Raw genomic sequence first — 17,510 nt, 5'->3', positions numbered from 1 at the left:
GCCCATGGAACCCGGAGGGGGACCCCTTTCTCTTTTTCACCTCTTGGTGCCCGTCTTCCTGGCTGAGCCGTGGGCCGTGAGCGGCGAGCCGTGTCGGTCACCTCTCCGCCGCGAGATCACGATCGCGCCCGACGTGAACCCACGAAGCTGGCCGCGACCCCATCCCCGTGAATATGACTTCCCTCGGGATGGAGGAGAGCAACAAAGCAGGAAGAGGATGGGTGCGCCTCGCGGCCCTCCTCGGCGGCCCCCTCCTGGGCTGGCTCGTCGGCTGGCTCCTGCCCGCCGACTTCGTCTCCTCCTCCGGGGAGCTGGTGACGCTCAGCGACGCCACCCGCGCCGCGGCGGCCCTCGGCGTGTGGATGGCGATCTGGTGGCTCACCGAGGCGGTGAACATCAGCGTCACCGCGCTCCTGCCGGTGCTGATGATCCCGCTCTGGGGGGCGGGGACCCTCGCGGAGGCCTGCGCGCCCTACGCCCACCCGCTGATCTTCCTCTTCCTCGGCGGCTTCCTCCTGGCGCTCTCGATGCAGCGCTGGGGGCTGCACCGCCGCTTCGCCCTGCGGGTGCTCTCGGTGGTGGGCAGCCGGCCGACGCGGGTCATCGCCGGCTTCATGGCGGTCACCGCCGCCCTCTCGATGTGGGTCTCGAACACGGCGACGGTGGTGATGATGCTGCCCATCGCCCTCTCGGTCCTCACCCTGGTCGGCCGCAAGCTCGACGCCGACGGTGACGGGGAGTTCGAGGGTGAGCAGGCGAACCTCCCGGTCGCGCTCCTCCTCGGGGTCGCCTACGCCGGCTCCATCGGCGGCATCGGCACCCTCATCGGCTCGCCGCCCAACCTGATCGCCGCGACCTTCCTCTCCGAGGAGCTCGGGGTGCCGATGGACTTCGTCTCCTGGATGAAGGTGGGCCTGCCCCTGGTCGTCCTCTTCCTGCCCCTCTGCTGGTGGCTGCTGACCCGCCGCCTGCTGCCGGTGGGCGCGGCGCCGGTGGAGGGGATCGCCGACCTGCTGCGCCACGAGCGCGAGAGCCTGGGGCCCGTGAGCCGGGGCGAGTGGGTGACCCTCGGGGTCTTCTGCGCGGCGGCCGCCCTGTGGGTGAGCCGGCCCTACCTGGGGGTGCCGGGCCTCTCCGACGCCGGCATCGCCATGGGCGCGGCGCTCGTCCTCTTCGTGAGCCCGGTCGATCTTCGCGCCGGCCGCTTCGTCCTGGAGTGGGAGACCGCCCGGGGCGTGCCCTGGGGCACCCTCCTGCTCTTCGGCGGGGGCCTCTCCCTGGCCGGCGCCCTCTCCGCGACCGGGGTGACCGAGCTGATCGGCTCCTTCACCGCCGGGCTCTCCGGCCTGCCCGGCTGGCTGGTCGTCGGCGTCGTCGCCGCGCTGGTGATCTTCCTCACCGAGCTGACCTCCAACACCGCCACCACCGCCACCCTGGTGCCGGTGCTGGCCGGCCTCGCCGGGGGCCTGGGCCTCGCCCCGGCCGAGCTGGTGATCCCCGCGGCGCTCGCGGCCTCCTGCGCCTTCATGCTGCCGGTGGCCACGCCCCCCAACGCCATCGTCTACGGCAGCGGGAAGGTGCCCCTGCAGCAGATGATCCGCGCCGGCCTCTGGCTCAACCTCATCGGCATCGTCCTGATCACCCTGCTCGCCGCGCTGCTGATCCGCTAGCTCACTGCAGGAAGCAGTAGAGGCTCGCCAGGTAGGCGCAGCTGCCGCCGCTGCACCACTGGGTCCAGCCGAAGTTGGTCAGGTCCGAGCGCCCCCAGACCGAGGCCTGGCCGGTGTCGGCGGTCCACTCCGCGCAGCGCCAGGTCGCGCTCACCGCGCCGCCGCTGGGCCAGGTGCCGGTGTAGGCGTGGCCGCAGCCCGGGCTCGACATCGCCGGGCCGGGGTTCCCGAGCTCGTCCTGGTCGATCCCGTGGGAGATCGAGCTGTCGAGGAGGTCGGGCCAGTCGTTGACCACCACCGTGCCGTCGCGCAGGACGATCGGGGCCGTCCACTGCCTCAGCTGGGTCCCGGGGCTGTAGCCGGTGCCGCTGATCCAGGCCTTGTAGGTGCCCGGGAGGCCGGCGTTCACGGCGTGCTGCTGGCACTTCTGGTTGGCGCCGCTCACCCCGCCGAGGTTGCCGGTGTACTGGGTGCTGGTGATGAAGACGAGGCCGGTGCACTGGCCGGCGATGCAGTGGCCCGAGTCGCAGACGACGTTGCAGCCGCCGCAGTTGTTCGGGTCGTCGGGGAGGTGGGCCTCGCAGGGCACGGCCGGATCGCCGTCGCACTCGTCGTAGTCGGCGGCGCAGCCGGACTGGCAGGTGCCGTCGCACCAGACCACCTCGCCCACGCCGCCGGTGCAGACCGTGCTGCAGTCGCCGCAGTAGTCGGGGTCGGTCAGGTGATCGACGCAGAGGTCGCCGCAGGGCGAGAGGCCCGCGCCGCAGGACGCCGCGCAGGCGCCTCTGCCGTCGCAGATCTCTCCGAGGGCCGCGCAGTCGGTGCCGTCGTTGGGGCCGGCGCAGTCGAAGGTCGCGCCGCAGTAGGTCTCGTCCTGGTCGGGGTCGATGCAGCTGCCGCCGCAGCCGACGAGGCCCGCCGGGCAGTCGAGGATGCAGACCCCCGACTGGCAGACCTCGCCCGGATCGCAGACCTCGCCCCGCTCGCCCGGGCCGCAGGCGCCGCTGGCGCCGCAGTAGCGGGTGTCGGTCGAGGCGTCGACGCAGGTGCCGTCGCAGGCGATCGCCCCGCCCTGGCAGGTGGTGGCGCACTGGCCGGTGCCGTCGCAGACCTCGCCGAGGGCCGAGCAGTTGGTGCCGGCGCTGGCGCCGGAGCAGGAGCCGAGGGCGCCGCAGTACTGCGCGTCGAGGAGGGGATCGACGCACTGGCCGCCGCAGCTCACCCGGCCGCCCGCGCAGACGGCCAGGCACTGACCGGTGCCGTCGCAGACCGTGCCCGCCGGGCAGGCGGCGCCGGCGTTCGCGCCGAGGCAGTCGCCGGTGGCGCCGCAGTGGGCCCGGTCGGTGAGCGGATCGATGCAGACGCCCTCGCAGGCGACGAGGTCCACCCGGCACTCGAGGCGGCAGAGGCCCGTGCCGTCGCAGACCATCCCGGCCGGGCAGGTGATGCCCGCCGCGCCGCCCGCGCAGTCGGTGGCGCCGCAGTAGGTGCGGTCGGTGAGGGGATCGACGCAGAAGCCCCCGCAGAGGAGCTGGCCAGCCGGGCAGGCGCCGACCGGGGTGCAGGTGCCGCTCTCGCAGCGCTCGCTCGCTCCGCAGACCTCGCCCATCGCCACATCGAGGCAGTTGCCGCTGGCGCCGCAGTAGCGCTCGTCGGTGGCGGGGTCGATGCACTGATCGCCGCAGAGCAGGAGGCTACCGGCGCAGACCGTGCTGCAGCTCCCGGTGCCGTCGCAGACCCCGTCCGGGGCGCAGTCGACGCCCGCCGCGCCGCCGGCGCAGTCGCTGGCGCCGCAGTGGGTGCGGTCGGTGAGGGGATCGATGCAGGCGCCGTCACAGGCGAGCTGCCCGGCGGGGCAGCTCGGCTCGCAGAGCCCCGAGAGGCAGCGCTCCCCCGGAGCGCAGGCCACGCCGCCCACGCCGCCCGCGCAGTTGGTGGCGCCGCAGTAGCGCTCGTCGACGGCCGGATCGACGCACTGGCCGCCGCAGACGATCATCCCCGCCTGGCAGGTGGCGGCGCAGGCGCCGGCGCCGTCGCAGAGCTCGCCCGCCGCGCAGGTGAGGCCGGCGCTCGCGCCGCTGCAGTCGCCGCTGGCGCCGCAGTGATCCCGATCTGTCGCCGGGTCGATGCAGGCCCCGCCGCAGAGCACCCTTCCGGCGGCGCAGGTCGGCGCGCAGGCGCCGGCGCCGTCGCAGAGCTCGCCCGCCCCGCAGGTGAGGCCGGCGCTCGCGCCGCTGCAGTCGCCGCTCGCCCCGCAGTGGGCGAGGTCGGTGAGCGGATCGATGCAGGCGCCCTCGCAGAGCACCTCGTCCCCGGCGCAGAGGCGCTGGCAGCTCCCCGCCCCGCAGGTCTCGGGCGCCGAGCAGACCTCGCCGCAGGCGCCGCAGTGGGCGGAGTCGGTCTGCAGATCGACGCAGATCGAGCCGCAGAGCTCGCGGCCGGCCTCGCAGGGGCCCTCGTCCTCGCGGGGGCAGGCGGTGGAGAAGAGGAGAGAGAGCGCGAACAGGATCCCCGGCCAGTTCTTCATGGGCGCCATTAGAGCACTCCTCGCCGCCCGGGCGCGAACCGCGCCTGCGGCCGGTTCTCCCGGGAACCCGGCTCACTTCCATGGTTCACGGATGACCGTCACGGCTCGCGGCTCACGGCTCACGGCACAGCAAGGTCTCGTTCGGGCCACATAGGTGAAAGGGCCCGCCGTTTCAGATCGCGGGCTCGCTGAATGCATGGATGAGCCGTCAGCCGTCAGCCGTGCCGGATCAAGGTCGATCTCGAAACCACACGAAGCCCCTCCGGCCCGCATTCGGAGAGGCCGCGGCAAAACCGGGCGCGGAATCCGCCGGGGGTTCGGGGGTTGGATCCCCCGACCGAGGGTGAACCTCTCCCACGGTTCGTGGTCTCATTGAAGAGCAACCCCTCACCCCGCATGGCACCCTCCCCCAAGAAGCGCCTCATCGCCCCCCTGGCGATCCTCGCCCTCTTCGCCCTGGCCTTCCTCGGCCTGCGCTCGCTGCTCTCGCCCGCGCCCCCACCCGCGCCCGGGCCGGGGAGCCCGGCGGCCGCCGTGCCGGCGGCCGAGGTGAAGCCCGAGGGCACCCTCACCCGCCTCTGGCGCGGGATCGCCGGCGGGGCGGCGGCGCCGGCCCCCGAGGCCGAGCGCGGCGCCGAGGTCCCGGGGGATGGCGGCGAGGCGCTGGCGCCCGAGACGCCCCTGACCATCCGGGTGCTCGGCCCCGACGCGCCGGTCCCCGCCGAGGGGGCGACGGTCTTCCTCGACGATCAGCCCCTCGGGGTGACCGACGCCCGGGGCGAGGTGACGATCCCCTACCCGGTGGACGGCCGGCGCCACGACGCCTGGGCCGAGAAGGGGGAGGCGAAGGCCGAGGCCTTCTTCCTGCGGGAGCAGAACCTCCCCACCGGCGTCCTCACCCTGGTGCTGCGGGGCACCGGCCGGATCCGGGGCCTGGTCCTCGGCCCCGACGGCGCCCCGGTGGCCGGGGCCGAGCTCACCCTGCGCCCGGCCGCCGCCGATCCCACGGTCAGCGGCGCCGGGGGAGCCTTCGACCTCGGGGATCTTCCGGAAGGCGGCTACGAGATCGTCGCGGCCACCGCCGACGGCGCCGCCTCGGTCTGGGCCAACGTCACCGCGGGCAGCTCGCAGGAGGTGGTCCTCACCCTGGAGCGCGCCCGGCGGCTGGCGGGGATCGTGATCGACGAGGCGGGCGCCCCCCTCTCGGGCCTGCACCTCGACGGCCAGGGGATCGTCCTGCCGGCGCTGCCGCAGAAGCTCGTCACCGACGCCGGCGGGCGCTTCGACCTCCTGGCGCGCGACGGGGGTCGGCCGGTCTCCCTCCACGTGCGCGGGGAGGGCCGCCTGGGCGAGTACCAGGGCCCGCCGCGGGAGGACCTGCGGATCGTCGCCCACGCGGGCGGCAGCGCGATCCTCCTGGCCCGCCGCCCCGGCGGAGAGCCCGTGGGTCAGGCCTCCCTGATCCTCCTCTCCTCGGATCCCGCGACGGGGATGCAGCACTTCGCCCAGGCCGTCCCCGTCGATCCGGTCGAGCAGCCCGGGCGCTTCCGGGCCGAGGAGCTGATGCCGGGCACCTGGCGGGTGATCGAGGCGGGCGCCCGCCAGAGCGAGCGCCGGGATCTGGCGACCTTCGAGCTGGCCGCCGGCGAGGAGAAGGAGGTCGAGGTGATCCTCCCGGCGGGCACCGGCCGGGTGCGCGGCAAGGTGATCGACGAGCGCAGCGGCCGACCCGTCGCCGGCGCGCAGGTGCGCCTGGGCCGCGCGCGCTGGGAGGTCGGCTTCGAGGAGGCCGACATCCACTCGCGCGGCACCCTCACCGACGCCGAGGGGAACTTCCTCTTCGAGGCCGTGGACGAAGAGGACCGGATGCTCGGCATCGTCGCCGAGGGCTACCAGCCGCGCTTCACCCAGGCCTTCCCCGAGGGGCCCGAGCCCGCCGAGCTCCACGTCATCGAGCTGACGCCCGCCCGCCGGGTGCGCGGTAGGGTGGTCGACGAGAAGCGCCTGCCCCTGATGGAGTTCTTCCTGAACGGCGAGCACCTCGAGTCCTCGGACGGCGCCTTCGACGAGGCGCTGCCGGTGACCGCCGACCGGGTGACGATCGCCGGCTACGGCCGCGCCGAGGTCGTGCGCGAGCTGACCCCCGGCCCGGGCGACGTCGACCTCGGCGAGGTGGTCCTCTCCGCCTCCCGGCCGGTGCAGGTGCGGGTCTTCGATCCCACCGGCGCGCCGGCGGTGGGCGCCCGGGTGATCGCCCGGGGAGGGCCCGGGCACCTGGGGAGGGTCATGGACTCCCCCGGCACCGACCGCGAGGGCTGGGTGCAGCTGATCCTCCCCCCGGGCAACTACGTCTTCTCCGCCACCCACCCCCGCTTCGGTGAGAACGAGGCCGACGTCGCCCGCGAGATCAGCGGCGGCGAGACGATCGAGCTGAAGCTCGTGGCCGGCGCCTGGATCTTCGGCCAGGCGGGCGGCCCCGGCCGGCTCATCGTCGGGAGCCCTGGACGCAACAGCACCCGCTCCGGGCCCGACGGCAGCTACCGCATCGGCCCCTTCTCGGCCCGGCAGGTCGATCTCCAGCTCGAGCTCGTCGGGCCCGGCGGCACCCGCAGCGCGCGGCGCAGCCCCAACCTCACCCTCGAGCCGGGCGAGGAGCGGCGCTACGACTTCGACGACCCCTCCCGGGGCGTCGTGCGCTACCTCTGCGCCCCCGGCAGCGAGGGCTGGGTGGTCCTCCAGCGGATGGACGGCCCCCACCCCCGCGCCAACGCCTCGGCCGCCTACGGCCTGGGCTCGGGGCCCTGCCCGGTGGTCTTCGACGGGGTCGAGCCCGGCGGCTACCACCTGCGCGCGGTGCGCACCAACCTCGGGCAGATCGCCGAGCGCGAGGCTCAGGATCTGGTCGTCGACGCCGGCCGCACCACCGAGGTCGAGCCCGCCTTCCCCGAGTGAGCTAGGGGTTCGTCGAGGCGAAGGTGGCGATGCCGAAGCCGATCTCGCCCTCGCAGTCCGCCACCACCGAGGCGTTGCCCGGGCAGTCGGGATCGAGGGCCTCGTCGCAGGCGACGAGCACGGCCACGGCCTGGCCGGCGGACATCGTCGTCGGGAAGCGCTCGGCGCCGCTGTCCTGGAAGGTGCCGCGGCTGGTCGAGAGGAGCACGGACCCCTCGTAGCCCTCGAGGTTCACCGTCACCCGCGCGGTCGAGCGCCCGTCGGCGTCGATCACCGCCGGCGAGACGTCCACCCTCACCCGCGGAGCCTCGCCCCCGCAGGCGAGGGAGCCCAGCAGGAGGAGGGAGAGGAAGCTCGCAGCGAGACCCGACCAGCGTTGAGGTGTGCCCGTCATGACCTCCGACACTCTATCCCAAGGGGCCGTGGTAGGCTCCACCCGTCGACGACAAGGGGGTCGAGCATGACGAAGATCGACGAGATCCGACAGCTCTTCGAGGCCGAGGGCATCCGGCGGGTGAAGCTCGGTGGCTTCGACGTCGATGGCATCCTCAGAGGGAAGTACGTGCGCCCGGAGAAGTTCTTCTCGGCGGCCGAGAAGGGCCTGGGCTACTGCGACGTGATCTTCGGCTGGGACAGCAACGACCAGCTCTACGACAACACGAAGTTCACCGGCTGGCACTCGGGCTACCCCGACCTCGACGCCCGCATCGATCTGGACACGATGCGGATCGTCCCCTGGGAGGAGGGGGTCGCGGCCTTCCTGCTCGACTTCGACCCCGAGGTCTGCCCCCGGCAGGGGCTCAAGCGCGTCATCGCCGAGATCGAGAAGGAGGGCTACACGCCGAAGGTCGGCTTCGAGTACGAGTTCTTCCTCTTCGACGAGCAGCCCCACGAGCTGCACGCGAAGGGCTTCCGGGAGCTCCGGAGCCTGACCCCCGGGATGTTCGGCTACTCCTGGCTGCGTTCTTCCCAGCAGTCCGAGCTGGTGCACGATCTGATGGACGGCCTCGAGGCCTTCGACATCGACCTCGAGGGCTTCCACACCGAGACCGGGCCCGGGGTCTACGAGGCGGCCATCGGCGCCGACGACGCCCTCGCCGCCGCCGACAAGGCGGCCCTCTTCAAGACCGCGGTGAAGGAGATCTGCTCCCACCACGGGGTGACCGCCTGCTTCATGGCCAAGTGGTCGAACGCCTACCCGGGCTGCAGCGGGCACATCCACCAGTCGCTGTGGCGGGAGGGGGAGAACGCCTTCGTCGGAGACGACCCCGACGAGCTCTACGGCATGAGCAAGACGATGATGCACTTCCTGGCCGGCCAGCTGGCGCTGATGCCCGAGCTCACCGTCTTCTACGCGCCGAACATCAACAGCTACAAGCGCCTGGTGCCGGGCACCTGGGCGCCCACCTCCGTCACCTGGGGCCTGGAGAACCGCACCTGCGCCGCGCGGGTGATCACCGGCCCCGGCCCGAAGGCCATGCGGGTCGAGATGCGCCTGCCCGGCTCGGACACCAACCCCTACCTGGCCCTCTCGGCCTCCCTCGCCTCGGGCCTGCAGGGGGTGCGCACCCAGGCGGTGCTGATGCCCGAGACCAGGGGCAACGGCTACGAGGCCGACGAGGCTCCGCCTCTGCCCGAGAACCTACAGAAGGCCACCGAGCGCCTGAAGGGCTCCCGCCTCGCGCCCCAGCTGCTGGGCGAGGGGCTGGTCGACCACTTCGTGCGCACCCGGGAGTGGGAGGTCCGCGAGGCCCAGAAGGCCGTCACCGACTGGGAGCTGAAGCGCTACTTCGAGCTGGCCTGACGTTTCGGACCCGACGCGCCCGCGCCCGCGTCAGGGGATCCCCTCCGGGCAGGGCGCGCAGCCGCACTGGTCCCACGGGCAGGCGTCGGGCGGCTGGGCGGCGCCGCAGTAGCAGGCGCAGACGCAGTCGCGCGCGGGCGGCAGCGACTCGCGCAGCTCATCGCCTCGACGCGCCTCCAGCTCGAAGAAGGAGGCCGGCGAGCGCTGGCCGATCGGATGGAGCGTCCAGGGCTGCCCGGCCACCTCGCCGCTCAGCGTGGGCCCCGCCCGGCGGAGCGTGGCCGGCGCCGGTCCGGCCCTCCACCTTCCCGCTCGCGGGGTGCGCGGGAGCTGCAGGGCCAGCCCCTCGAGCTCCTCCTCGATCCGCGGCAGGGCCGCGCAGCGCGTCGCTTCCCAGCAGAGCTCTCCACGCAGGCGATCCTCCTCCACGGTGAAGCGCAGCAGCAGCGGGACCCGGCCTTCGCCCTCCCACGCCCGGCCGGCCCACTCGCCGACCCAGGTGTGAGCGGGCGCGCGCTCCAGGATGACGACCTCCTCCCGGCTCAGCAGGGCCACGATGTCGGTCTCCGCCTGGCGAGGCGTCAGCTCCAGGCGGGCGCGCGGCAGCTCCGCCTCGCCGGTGGCGAAGGTCAGGTCCGCGACGAGCCGGTCACCGCTCCTCGAGAGCGTGCCCCGTGCCACCCCCAGGGGAGCGCCCCCCCCGGCGAAGCGCCGGGCCAGGCCGGCGCTGGTCAGGGAGATTCGATCCGCGGGCTCCTCCAGCCGGCCGAGGGAGACCGGGTGGCTGCACTCGGCGTCGCTGCACTCGCTCGCCTCGACCCCGTCCGGCCGCCGGGAGATTCGCAGGAACACGCCGAGCCTCGCCCGCTCGAGGCGGCCGTCGCGGCGCCGTTCCCCCACGAGCTCGCCCACCCAGTCGGCCGGCCCCGCCGCGCCGACCCCGAGCCTCGCGAAGGGCGCTGGCGCCGGCCCGACGAAGGCGTAGGCATAGAGCCGCCGGGCCCGGCCGGGATGGTTGCGTCCGTCCAGGTAGATGCCGCCGGCCTGTGGGGCGAAGACGAGCGCCCGCTCCCCGGCGATGGCGACCCCGGCGCCGAAGGCGTGGGCGGTGCAGGCCGAGGGATCGGGCAGGTGCACCCTGGTCCAGTCGCCGGCCGCCCCCCGCTCGTAGAGGTAGGCGTCGCCGCAGCGGCGCGCCGCGGGCGCGGAGGGCGCGCCGACGAGCAGGCGTCCGCGATCGAGGTCGAGCTCCTCGGCGAAACGCGGTGGCTCGCCGGTGGTGCGCGGCGGGGGGTGGAGGACGGCGGTCTGGCGCCACCCCTCGCGCGCCGCTTCGAAGACGTGGATCTGCCTCACGTTGAAGCGGGCGAACCCCACCACCGCGAGGATCTCCTGGTCGAGGGCGGCCACCCCGGTCGGACGCAGGTGCTCCTCCCTGCCGGGCAGCGGCGCATCGGGGACCAGCGTGAGCACCTGACGCTGTACCCACCGCTCCCCGCTTCGCTCGAAGACCACGACCGCGTCGTCGGTGAGCACGGCCGCGCGCTCGTCGTTCAGCGCGACGCCGCGGGCCTTGCCCTCGAGCTCGATCCGGGTCGCCCGCCAGGCCCCCTCGGCCGTTCGCGCGAGCGCGCTGAGCGCCAGGTCGTGGAGGATCATCCCCCGGGTACCGTCCGGCGACAACGCGACACCGTGGATGCTCCGCCATCCCGCGGGGGGCTCGACGAGGCCCGCGTAGGTCCACCGGCCCTGGTGGGCCTCCACGGCGTAGGCCGCGTTGTTCCCGGCCAGCAGGGCGCGCCCCCGGGCCAGGGCGCCATACCAGGCGCCGGGCCGCAGGGAGGGGGCACCCCGCAGCGAGGCCTCGGCGCGCACCCAGCGGCCGGCCCTCCACCGCAGGAAGAAGGGGTTGTTGCCGTCGAGCACCAGCGCGTCCTCTCCGTCGAGAAAGACCCGGCCCCGGTCGTGGTCCGCCGCGAGGTCGAGGTGATCGACGACCGCCGGCGGCCGGGTCTCCGCCCTGGCCACGACGGCCGTCGTGGCTGCGGCGATGCACAGCGCGATCAGTTTGCTGGACCAGCCCATCCGGCACACCCCCTGTTGGTATCGACCCCGTCGCGGCGATGCGATCCTCGGCTCACTGGCACGATCACGAGCTCGCGCCTACCTCTTCGGCTCGCCCGAGCCTAGACCAGAACCCACGATTCCCGATCGCCTCTGGCTTGCAGGCCGCACCCGCCTGCGGGGAGGAAATCCGTCCCCGTTCTTCTGGGTATCCCGAGGCGGTGGGGTAGATTGTCCGGGTGTGGGATCCGGAGCAGAACACGTCCAACGAGGTCGGCCTGCGAGTGCTGCTCGTGGACGACGACACCTTCGTCCTGAAGCTGCTCACCGACTTCCTGGAGCGGGAGGGCCTCACGGTCGTCACGGTCAGTGACGCCCTGCAGGCCATCGACGCCGTGGAGCGCGAGCGCTTCGACATGGTCGTCACCGACTACAACATGCCGATGATGCACGGTGGGCAGCTGCTCGAGCAGATCCACGCGCAGGTCGCCCACCGGAACGTGCCGGTGATCGTGATGTCTGCCTCCCAGGACCCGGATCTGGCCGACCGCCTGCTGCGAGCGGGCGCGGCCTACTACATGCCCAAGCCGATCCAGTTCGCCCAGCTCCTGGCGCTGCTCCGCTTCGCCAAGACCTGAACCGCCCGGGTCCCTCGAGGAGGTCGAGCAGGCCTGGATCTTCCGCGGGGCCGCCGCGCTGCGTGGTAGGATCCGCCTCGGGCGGAAGTCAGGGAGCGGCTGCCGCGCACACCAGGACTCCACACCCAGGAGAGACGCCATGACCTCGCTCCCTCGCTCCGTGCTCGCTCTCGCCGCCGGCCTGCTGGTCGGCTCCATCGCCTGCCCGGCCGAGACCGACCCCGACCCGGTCTGAGGTGACGGCGTCCGGCAGGCCGCCGAGGCCTGCGACGACGGGAACACCCTGGACTGCGAGGGTTGCTCGAGCGCCTGCGGCGTGGAGGTCTGCGGCGACGGCGTCCTCTCCTGCGTCGAGGAGTGTGATGATGGCAACACGCTCGCCGGAGACGGCTGCTCGGCGACCTGCACCCTCTGCGATCCGGCCTGCGCGGCCGGGGAGACCTGCTTCGGCAGCGTCTGCGCGCGGGGCTGCCTGCCCTGGGGACCGGCGGCGGATTCGGGCTGCGCCGAGGGGCTCAGGTGCTTCCCGGCCTTCCAACCCAACCAATCCAACTATTGCCTGCCGGCGGGCACCCTCGCGGAGGGTGATCCCTGCGGCACGGGCAGCGAGGACTGCGGTGCGGGGCTGATCTGCATCATGGTGAACGCGGTGGATGCGGTCTGCCGGACCCTCTGCGCCTCGGGCTCCGGGCCCGGCGACCCGGGCGCCTGCGTCGCCGGGGAGGGCTGCACGCCACTCGGGCTCTCCGACGGCACCCGATCGAGCTACGGGATCTGCGAGCCCAGCTGCTCCTTCCACGCGCCGGAGGCCGCCTGCAGCGATCCGGGCCAGCTCTGCCAGCCCGGCGAGATCTACCTCAGCCCCTTCGATCCCTGCCTGCCCACGCCCCAGGCGATCCTCGCTCCCCACGACGGCTGCAGCGCGGCCGGGCTCTCGGAGGGTGAGAGCTGCGGAGCTGGCGCCTACTGCACGACGCTGCCCGCCGCGACGAGCGTGACCTGCGAGTTCGTCTGCATGACCTCGCAAGGGGCCCTCGGCACGACCTCCCATCCCGACTGCCCGGCGCCCACCGACACCTGCACGGATCTCTTCGCCTCGACCCTCTTCGGTCTCTGCGTGCCCTGATCCCCGGCTCAGAAGAGCGACTCGACGAGGCGCACGAAGTCGCTGCGGGTCACCGGCCGCGGGTTCGACTGATGGCAGCCGTCGGCGTGGGCGGCGTCGACCAGGGCCTCGGCCATCCCGGGGCCGATCTTCAGCTCGCCGAGGCTCGCCGGCAGGCCGATGTCCTTGCAGAGGCTCATCACCCGCTGGGCGGCCCGCTCGCCGGGCTCGGAGCCGTAGCCCGCGCCGGAGGCGCCCAGGGCGGTGGCCACGTCGAGCATCCGGTCCGGGACGGCCTCGGCGTTGAAGCGCAGCATCGTCGGCATCACCAGGGCGTTGGCCAGGCCGTGGTGGAGGCCGCACTCGCTGCCCAGGGCGTGGGCCAGGGAGTGGATGCCCCCCAGCCCCTTCTGGAAGGCGACGGCGCCCATCAGGGCGGCGCTCATCATGGCCGTGCGGGCGTCGAGGTCCTCGGCGCCGGACTTCACCGCCCGGGGCAGGAAGCGGGCCACCAGGGAGATGCCCCGGATGGCGATGGCGTCGGCCAGGGGGTGGAAGCCCCGGGCCAGGTAGGCCTCGACGTTGTGGGAGAGGGCGTCCATGCCGGTGGCGGCGGTGATCTCCGGGGGCAGGCCCAGGGTGAGCACCGGATCGCAGATCGCGGCGGTGGGGATCAGGCGGGGGGAGAAGATCACCGCCTTGCGGCCCTCGAGGGTCACCACGAAGGCCCGGCCGACCTCGCTGCCGGTCCCGGCGGTGGTCGGCACCGCGAAGAGGGGCGGCAGCTCGCCGGTGACGTGCTTGCCCCCGCCCAGCGCGTCGTCGTAGCGGGAGAGGGGCCCCGGGTGGTTCACCAGCAGGCGGATGCCCTTGGCCGTGTCGATGGCCGCCCCGCCGCCCACGGCGACCAGGTGGTCGGCGCCGGACTGGCGGTAGGCCTCGACCCCGGCGAGGACGTCCTCCTCCTCGGGGTTGGTCTGGACCTTGTCGAAGAGGTGCCACTCGACCTGGGCCCCCTCCAGGATCCGCGCCACCCGGGCGACGAGGCCCGCCTCGACGACGCCCTTGTCCGAGACCACCAGAGCCCGGCGAAGCTGGTGATCGGCCACCTCCTCGACGAGGGCGCCCACGGCCCCCTCTCCGATGCGGACCCGCGTGGGGAAATCCATGGTCGAGATCATGGCGCATCCGATAGCACCGGGCCCGGGATCGGGCAATCGACGCGGTCGCCGCGGCGGGTCGGGCCGGCCCCTTGAAATCCCGGGCCCACTCGAAATAAGAAGACCGGCCTTCGGGTTGTGCGAACCCCGTGATGGGGCAGCGGCCTTGAACGAGGCCCCGGGACCCGCCAAGCAGCGCATCTGGGAGGAAACGCGATGACGGATAGCTCCAACGCCATGATCGGCGTCGAGAAGCTCGAGAAGACCTTCGGCACCACCCGGGCCGTGCAGGGCATCTCCTTCTCCGTGGCGAGAGGTGAGGTGGTCGGCTTCCTGGGCCCCAACGGCGCCGGGAAGACCACCACCATGCGGATGCTCACCGGCTTCCTGGCCCCGAGCGGCGGCAGCGTCCGGATCGGCGGCCTCGACGTGGGTGAGCGGCCCCTCGAGGCCCGCAGGAAGATCGGCTACCTGCCCGAGTCCGCGCCCCTCTACGACGAGATGATGGTCGTCGACTTCCTCCACTTCGTCTCCCGGATGCGGGGGGTGGACGACCCGAAGCGCCTCAAGGAGATCGCCGACCGCTGCGGGATCCTCGGCGTGCTGGGCAAGGACATCGGCAAGCTCTCCAAGGGCTACCGGCAGCGGGTGGGCCTGGCCCAGGCCATGCTCCACGACCCGGACCTGCTGGTCCTCGACGAGCCCACCAGCGGCCTCGACCCCAACCAGATCGTCGAGATCCGCGACCTCATCCGGGAGCTGGGCAAGGACAAGACGGTCCTCCTCTCCACCCACATCCTCCCGGAGGTGCAGGCCACCTGCTCCCGGGTGCTGATCATCAACGAGGGCAAGCTCGTCGCCGACGACACCCCGGACGGGCTCACCGACCGCGAGGGCGGCGCGGTGGTCACCGTGGTGCTCAAGGCCGTCAACGGCACGCCCGCTGAGGCGGGCTCGGTCCAGGGCCTGCTGGCCGCGCTGCCCGGCGTCCGCGAGGCGCGCCGCCACGCCGACGCCGAGAACGGCGAGCCCAACGGGGCCCTGGCCTTCCGCCTGACCACCCAGGGGAGCGACGACCCCCGGGAGGCCATCTTCCAGGCCGCCGTGAAGAACGACCTGGTGCTCCTCGATCTCCACCGCGAGCAGGTCTCCCTCGAGGACACCTTCCGCAAGCTCACCCAGGGGGAGGACTGACCCATGAACAGCGTGCTGGCCATCGCCCGCCGCGAGCTGAAGAGCTACTTCGACTCGCCCATCGCCTACATCGTGGTCGCCGTCTACCTGCTGGTCTCCGGCGGCCTCTTCTTCTCGACCCTCTTCCTCTTCGGCCGGGCCGACCTCCGGGGCTTCTTCCAGCCCTCGGCCTTCACCCTCTCGCCGCCGATGCTGCTGGCGATCCTCACCCCGGCGGTGACGATGCGGCTGGTGGCCGAGGAGCGGAAGTCGGGCACCTTCGAGCTCCTGACCACCCTGCCGGTCAGCGACACCCAGGTGATCCTGGGCAAGTTCCTGGGGGCCATGGGCCTGATGCTCACCGCGGTCGGCCTCACGGTGGTCTACGCGATCACCGTCAGCTTCCTGGGGGACCTCGACTGGGGCCCGGTCGTCGCCGGCTACGTCGGGCTGGTGCTCTTCGTCGGGGCGCTGGTGGCGATCGGCATCTACTGCTCGACCCTCACCGACAACCAGATCGTGGCCTTCATCCTGGCCTTCATCATCGGCTCGGTGCTCTTCGTGATCTCCTGGCTGGCCGGCCTCTTCCCCTCGCTGGCCCCGGTGCTGGACGCCATCAGCCTCGGCGCCCACCTCGAGAGCATCTCCCGGGGCGTCCTCGATAGCCGGGACGTCCTCTACTACCTCTCCCTCTGCGGCGGCGCCCTCTACCTCTCGGTGCTCTCGCTCGGCCGGCGGCACGCCTGAAGGAAGGAGACGATCATGAAGAAGAAGACCCTCGATCCCTTCGTCCTCGGCGCCTTCGTGGTGGGGAGCCTCGTGCTCCTCAACGTCCTGGGCATCTCGATCTTCGGCCGGCTCGACCTGACCCGTGAGGGGCGCTTCTCCCTCTCCCGGGCCACCCTCGACTCCCTCGCCGACCTCGAGGATCCCCTGACGATCCGCGCCTACTTCACCGCCGACCTCCCGCCGCCGGCCAACAACCTCAACCGGGACGTGAAGGACCTCCTCGACGCCTACCACGCCGCCTCGAAGGGGAAGATCCGCTACGAGTTCATCGATCCCCTGGCGCAGGAGACCGACGAGGACAAGGAGAAGAAGAAGGAGGTCAAGGTCGACATCTTCGGCCGGGCCTTGCGCGAGGCGACCAGCGTCGAGCAGGAGCTGATGGCCCAGGGCATCCGGGCGACCGAGGTGCCGGTCATCGAGAACGACGAGCCCTCCAGCCGGCGCGCCTACCGGGCGCTGGCCCTCTCCTACGGCGAGCAGAAGGAGGTCCTGCCGCAGGTCCCCCAGATCGAGGGCCTCGAGTACGAGCTGACCACCCTCATCCGCAAGATGGCCCGCAAGGACGCCCCGAAGATCGCGCTGCTCGGCGGCCACCAGGGGGCTTCCCCCGCGGCCGGGCTCTCCCGCCTCGCGTCGCTCCTCGACGAGATGTACGAGCTCGCCGAGCTCGACCTCACCACCACCCCCGAGATCCCGGCGGACATCGCGGCGATCATCGTCGCCGGCCCGAAGACGCCGCTCTCCGACGCCGAGCAGCGGGCCCTCGACCAGTTCATCATGCAGGGCAAGTCGGTGGCCTTCCTCCTCGGTGAGGTCGACCCCGAGCTCCAGCAACTCCAGCCCAACCCCCTCGATCACGGCCTCACCGCCATGCTCGAGAAGTACGGGGTGCGCGTCGAGAAGGGCCTGGTCATCGACGCCGAGTGCGCGCCGATGTCGGTCGCCCAGCAGCGCGGCGCGATGATGATCCAGCAGCAGGTGCGCTACCCCTTCATCCCCGTGCCCCGGGCCCTCGACCCCGACCACCCCCTCACCCAGGGGCTGGCCCAGGTGGTCTTCCCCTTCATGAGCCCCCTCTCGGTGCTCCCCGGGCTGCCCGAGGGCGTGAAGGCCGAGGTGCTGGTGAAGAGCTCGGAGAAGAGCTGGGTGCGCAGCGCCCCCTACGACCTCAACCCGCTGCAGCGCTGGGGCTCGGCGGACCTGGGCGAGGGCTCCGAGCAGGCCCTGATCGTCGCCCTCTCCGGGGCCATCCCGAGCGCCTTCGTCGGCGAGGGCGCCGAGCTCCAGAGCCAGGATCCGGCGGCCCCGGCGCCGCTCTCGCGGGCGGCGAACGCCCGGGTGCTCGTCTCCGGCGGTCACCTGATCGTGAAGGACGACTACCTCTCCCGCTCCAACCAGGTCTTCGCCCTGAACCTCGTCGACTGGCTGGCCCAGGACGACGCCCTCCTGGCCGTGCGCAGCCGCGGCCTCTCGGCGGCGCCCCTGGACAAGGTCAGCAGCGGTCAGCGCGCGGCGGCCAAGTACCTCAACATCCTCGGCCTGCCCCTGCTCTTCGTGGGCTTCGGGGTCGTGCGCTGGCGGCTGCGTGAGGCGCGCCGCGCCCGGGCCACCCTCTAGGGGAGCAGATC

At 72.8% G+C, this 17,510-nt stretch carries 12 protein-coding genes and 1 pseudogene; 9 read left to right on the top strand and 4 right to left on the bottom strand.

The features are described from left to right. Window positions 1-221 precede the first annotated feature (221 nt). Complete coding sequence (locus P1V51_05560; protein ID MDF1562487.1) at window positions 222-1,670, top strand: DASS family sodium-coupled anion symporter; 1,449 nt, start codon at window positions 222-224, stop codon at window positions 1,668-1,670. A gap of 1 nt (window position 1,671) precedes the next feature. On the opposite strand, the gene P1V51_05555 is transcribed toward P1V51_05560, so the two are convergent. Further along, entirely contained in the window at window positions 1,672-4,197 is a 2,526-nt protein-coding gene (locus P1V51_05555) for a hypothetical protein (GenBank protein MDF1562486.1), read from the bottom strand. A 396-nt stretch (window positions 4,198-4,593) separates the two neighbouring features. Here P1V51_05555 and P1V51_05550 point away from each other — a divergent pair, with 396 nt between their 5' ends. Continuing rightward, window positions 4,594-7,149, top strand: a complete 2,556-nt coding sequence (locus tag P1V51_05550; GenBank protein MDF1562485.1) for a carboxypeptidase regulatory-like domain-containing protein — start codon at window positions 4,594-4,596, stop codon at window positions 7,147-7,149. Between the two features lies 1 nt (window position 7,150). Here P1V51_05550 and P1V51_05545 read toward each other — a convergent pair whose 3' ends face one another. Beyond that, window positions 7,151-7,543: a hypothetical protein gene (locus tag P1V51_05545; protein ID MDF1562484.1), complete on the bottom strand. Its 393-nt coding sequence runs from the start codon at window positions 7,541-7,543 to the stop codon at window positions 7,151-7,153. Between the two features lie 66 nt (window positions 7,544-7,609). Here P1V51_05545 and P1V51_05540 point away from each other — a divergent pair, with 66 nt between their 5' ends. Further along, window positions 7,610-8,953, top strand: a complete 1,344-nt coding sequence (locus tag P1V51_05540) for a glutamine synthetase family protein (GenBank protein MDF1562483.1) — start codon at window positions 7,610-7,612, stop codon at window positions 8,951-8,953. Between the two features lie 30 nt (window positions 8,954-8,983). On the opposite strand, the gene P1V51_05535 is transcribed toward P1V51_05540, so the two are convergent. Then, the gene (locus P1V51_05535) at window positions 8,984-10,981 is read right to left on the bottom strand and encodes a hypothetical protein (protein MDF1562482.1); all 1,998 of its coding nucleotides are present in this window, start codon (window positions 10,979-10,981) and stop codon (window positions 8,984-8,986) included. Window positions 10,982-11,256: 275 nt separating this feature from the next. On the opposite strand from P1V51_05535, the gene P1V51_05530 reads away from it, so the two are divergent. From P1V51_05530 to P1V51_05520, 3 genes and pseudogenes are all read left to right on the top strand, one after another. Beyond that, the gene (locus tag P1V51_05530; GenBank protein MDF1562481.1) at window positions 11,257-11,655 is read left to right on the top strand and encodes a response regulator; all 399 of its coding nucleotides are present in this window, start codon (window positions 11,257-11,259) and stop codon (window positions 11,653-11,655) included. A 250-nt stretch (window positions 11,656-11,905) separates the two neighbouring features. Next, window positions 11,906-11,965, top strand: a pseudogene (locus P1V51_05525) (hypothetical protein). 6 nt (window positions 11,966-11,971) lie between these two features. Then, on the top strand, window positions 11,972-12,781 hold the full coding sequence (locus P1V51_05520; protein MDF1562480.1) for a hypothetical protein: 810 nt from the start codon (window positions 11,972-11,974) through the stop codon (window positions 12,779-12,781). Window positions 12,782-12,789: 8 nt separating this feature from the next. Here the strand turns inward: P1V51_05520 and P1V51_05515 are convergent, their stop codons facing one another. Then, complete coding sequence (locus tag P1V51_05515; protein MDF1562479.1) at window positions 12,790-13,929, bottom strand: iron-containing alcohol dehydrogenase; 1,140 nt, start codon at window positions 13,927-13,929, stop codon at window positions 12,790-12,792. Window positions 13,930-14,136: 207 nt separating this feature from the next. Between P1V51_05515 and P1V51_05510 the strand changes: the two genes are divergently transcribed. From P1V51_05510 to P1V51_05500, 3 genes are read left to right on the top strand one after another with little or no spacing between them, the layout of a single operon-like run. Beyond that, window positions 14,137-15,114: an ATP-binding cassette domain-containing protein gene (locus P1V51_05510; protein ID MDF1562478.1), complete on the top strand. Its 978-nt coding sequence runs from the start codon at window positions 14,137-14,139 to the stop codon at window positions 15,112-15,114. A 3-nt stretch (window positions 15,115-15,117) separates the two neighbouring features. Continuing rightward, window positions 15,118-15,840 (top strand): ABC transporter permease, encoded by a 723-nt coding sequence (locus P1V51_05505; protein ID MDF1562477.1) that lies wholly within the window; start codon window positions 15,118-15,120, stop codon window positions 15,838-15,840. 15 nt (window positions 15,841-15,855) lie between these two features. Then, complete coding sequence (locus P1V51_05500; protein MDF1562476.1) at window positions 15,856-17,499, top strand: GldG family protein; 1,644 nt, start codon at window positions 15,856-15,858, stop codon at window positions 17,497-17,499. Window positions 17,500-17,510: the final 11 nt, after the last annotated feature.

It is taken from the genome of Deltaproteobacteria bacterium, assembly GCA_029210625.1.
In the GTDB taxonomy this organism is placed as follows: Bacteria; Myxococcota; Myxococcia; order SLRQ01; family SLRQ01; genus JARGFU01.
Note: the sequence above shows the minus strand (reverse complement) of the source record. Positions and strands in the feature narration are given on the sequence as shown.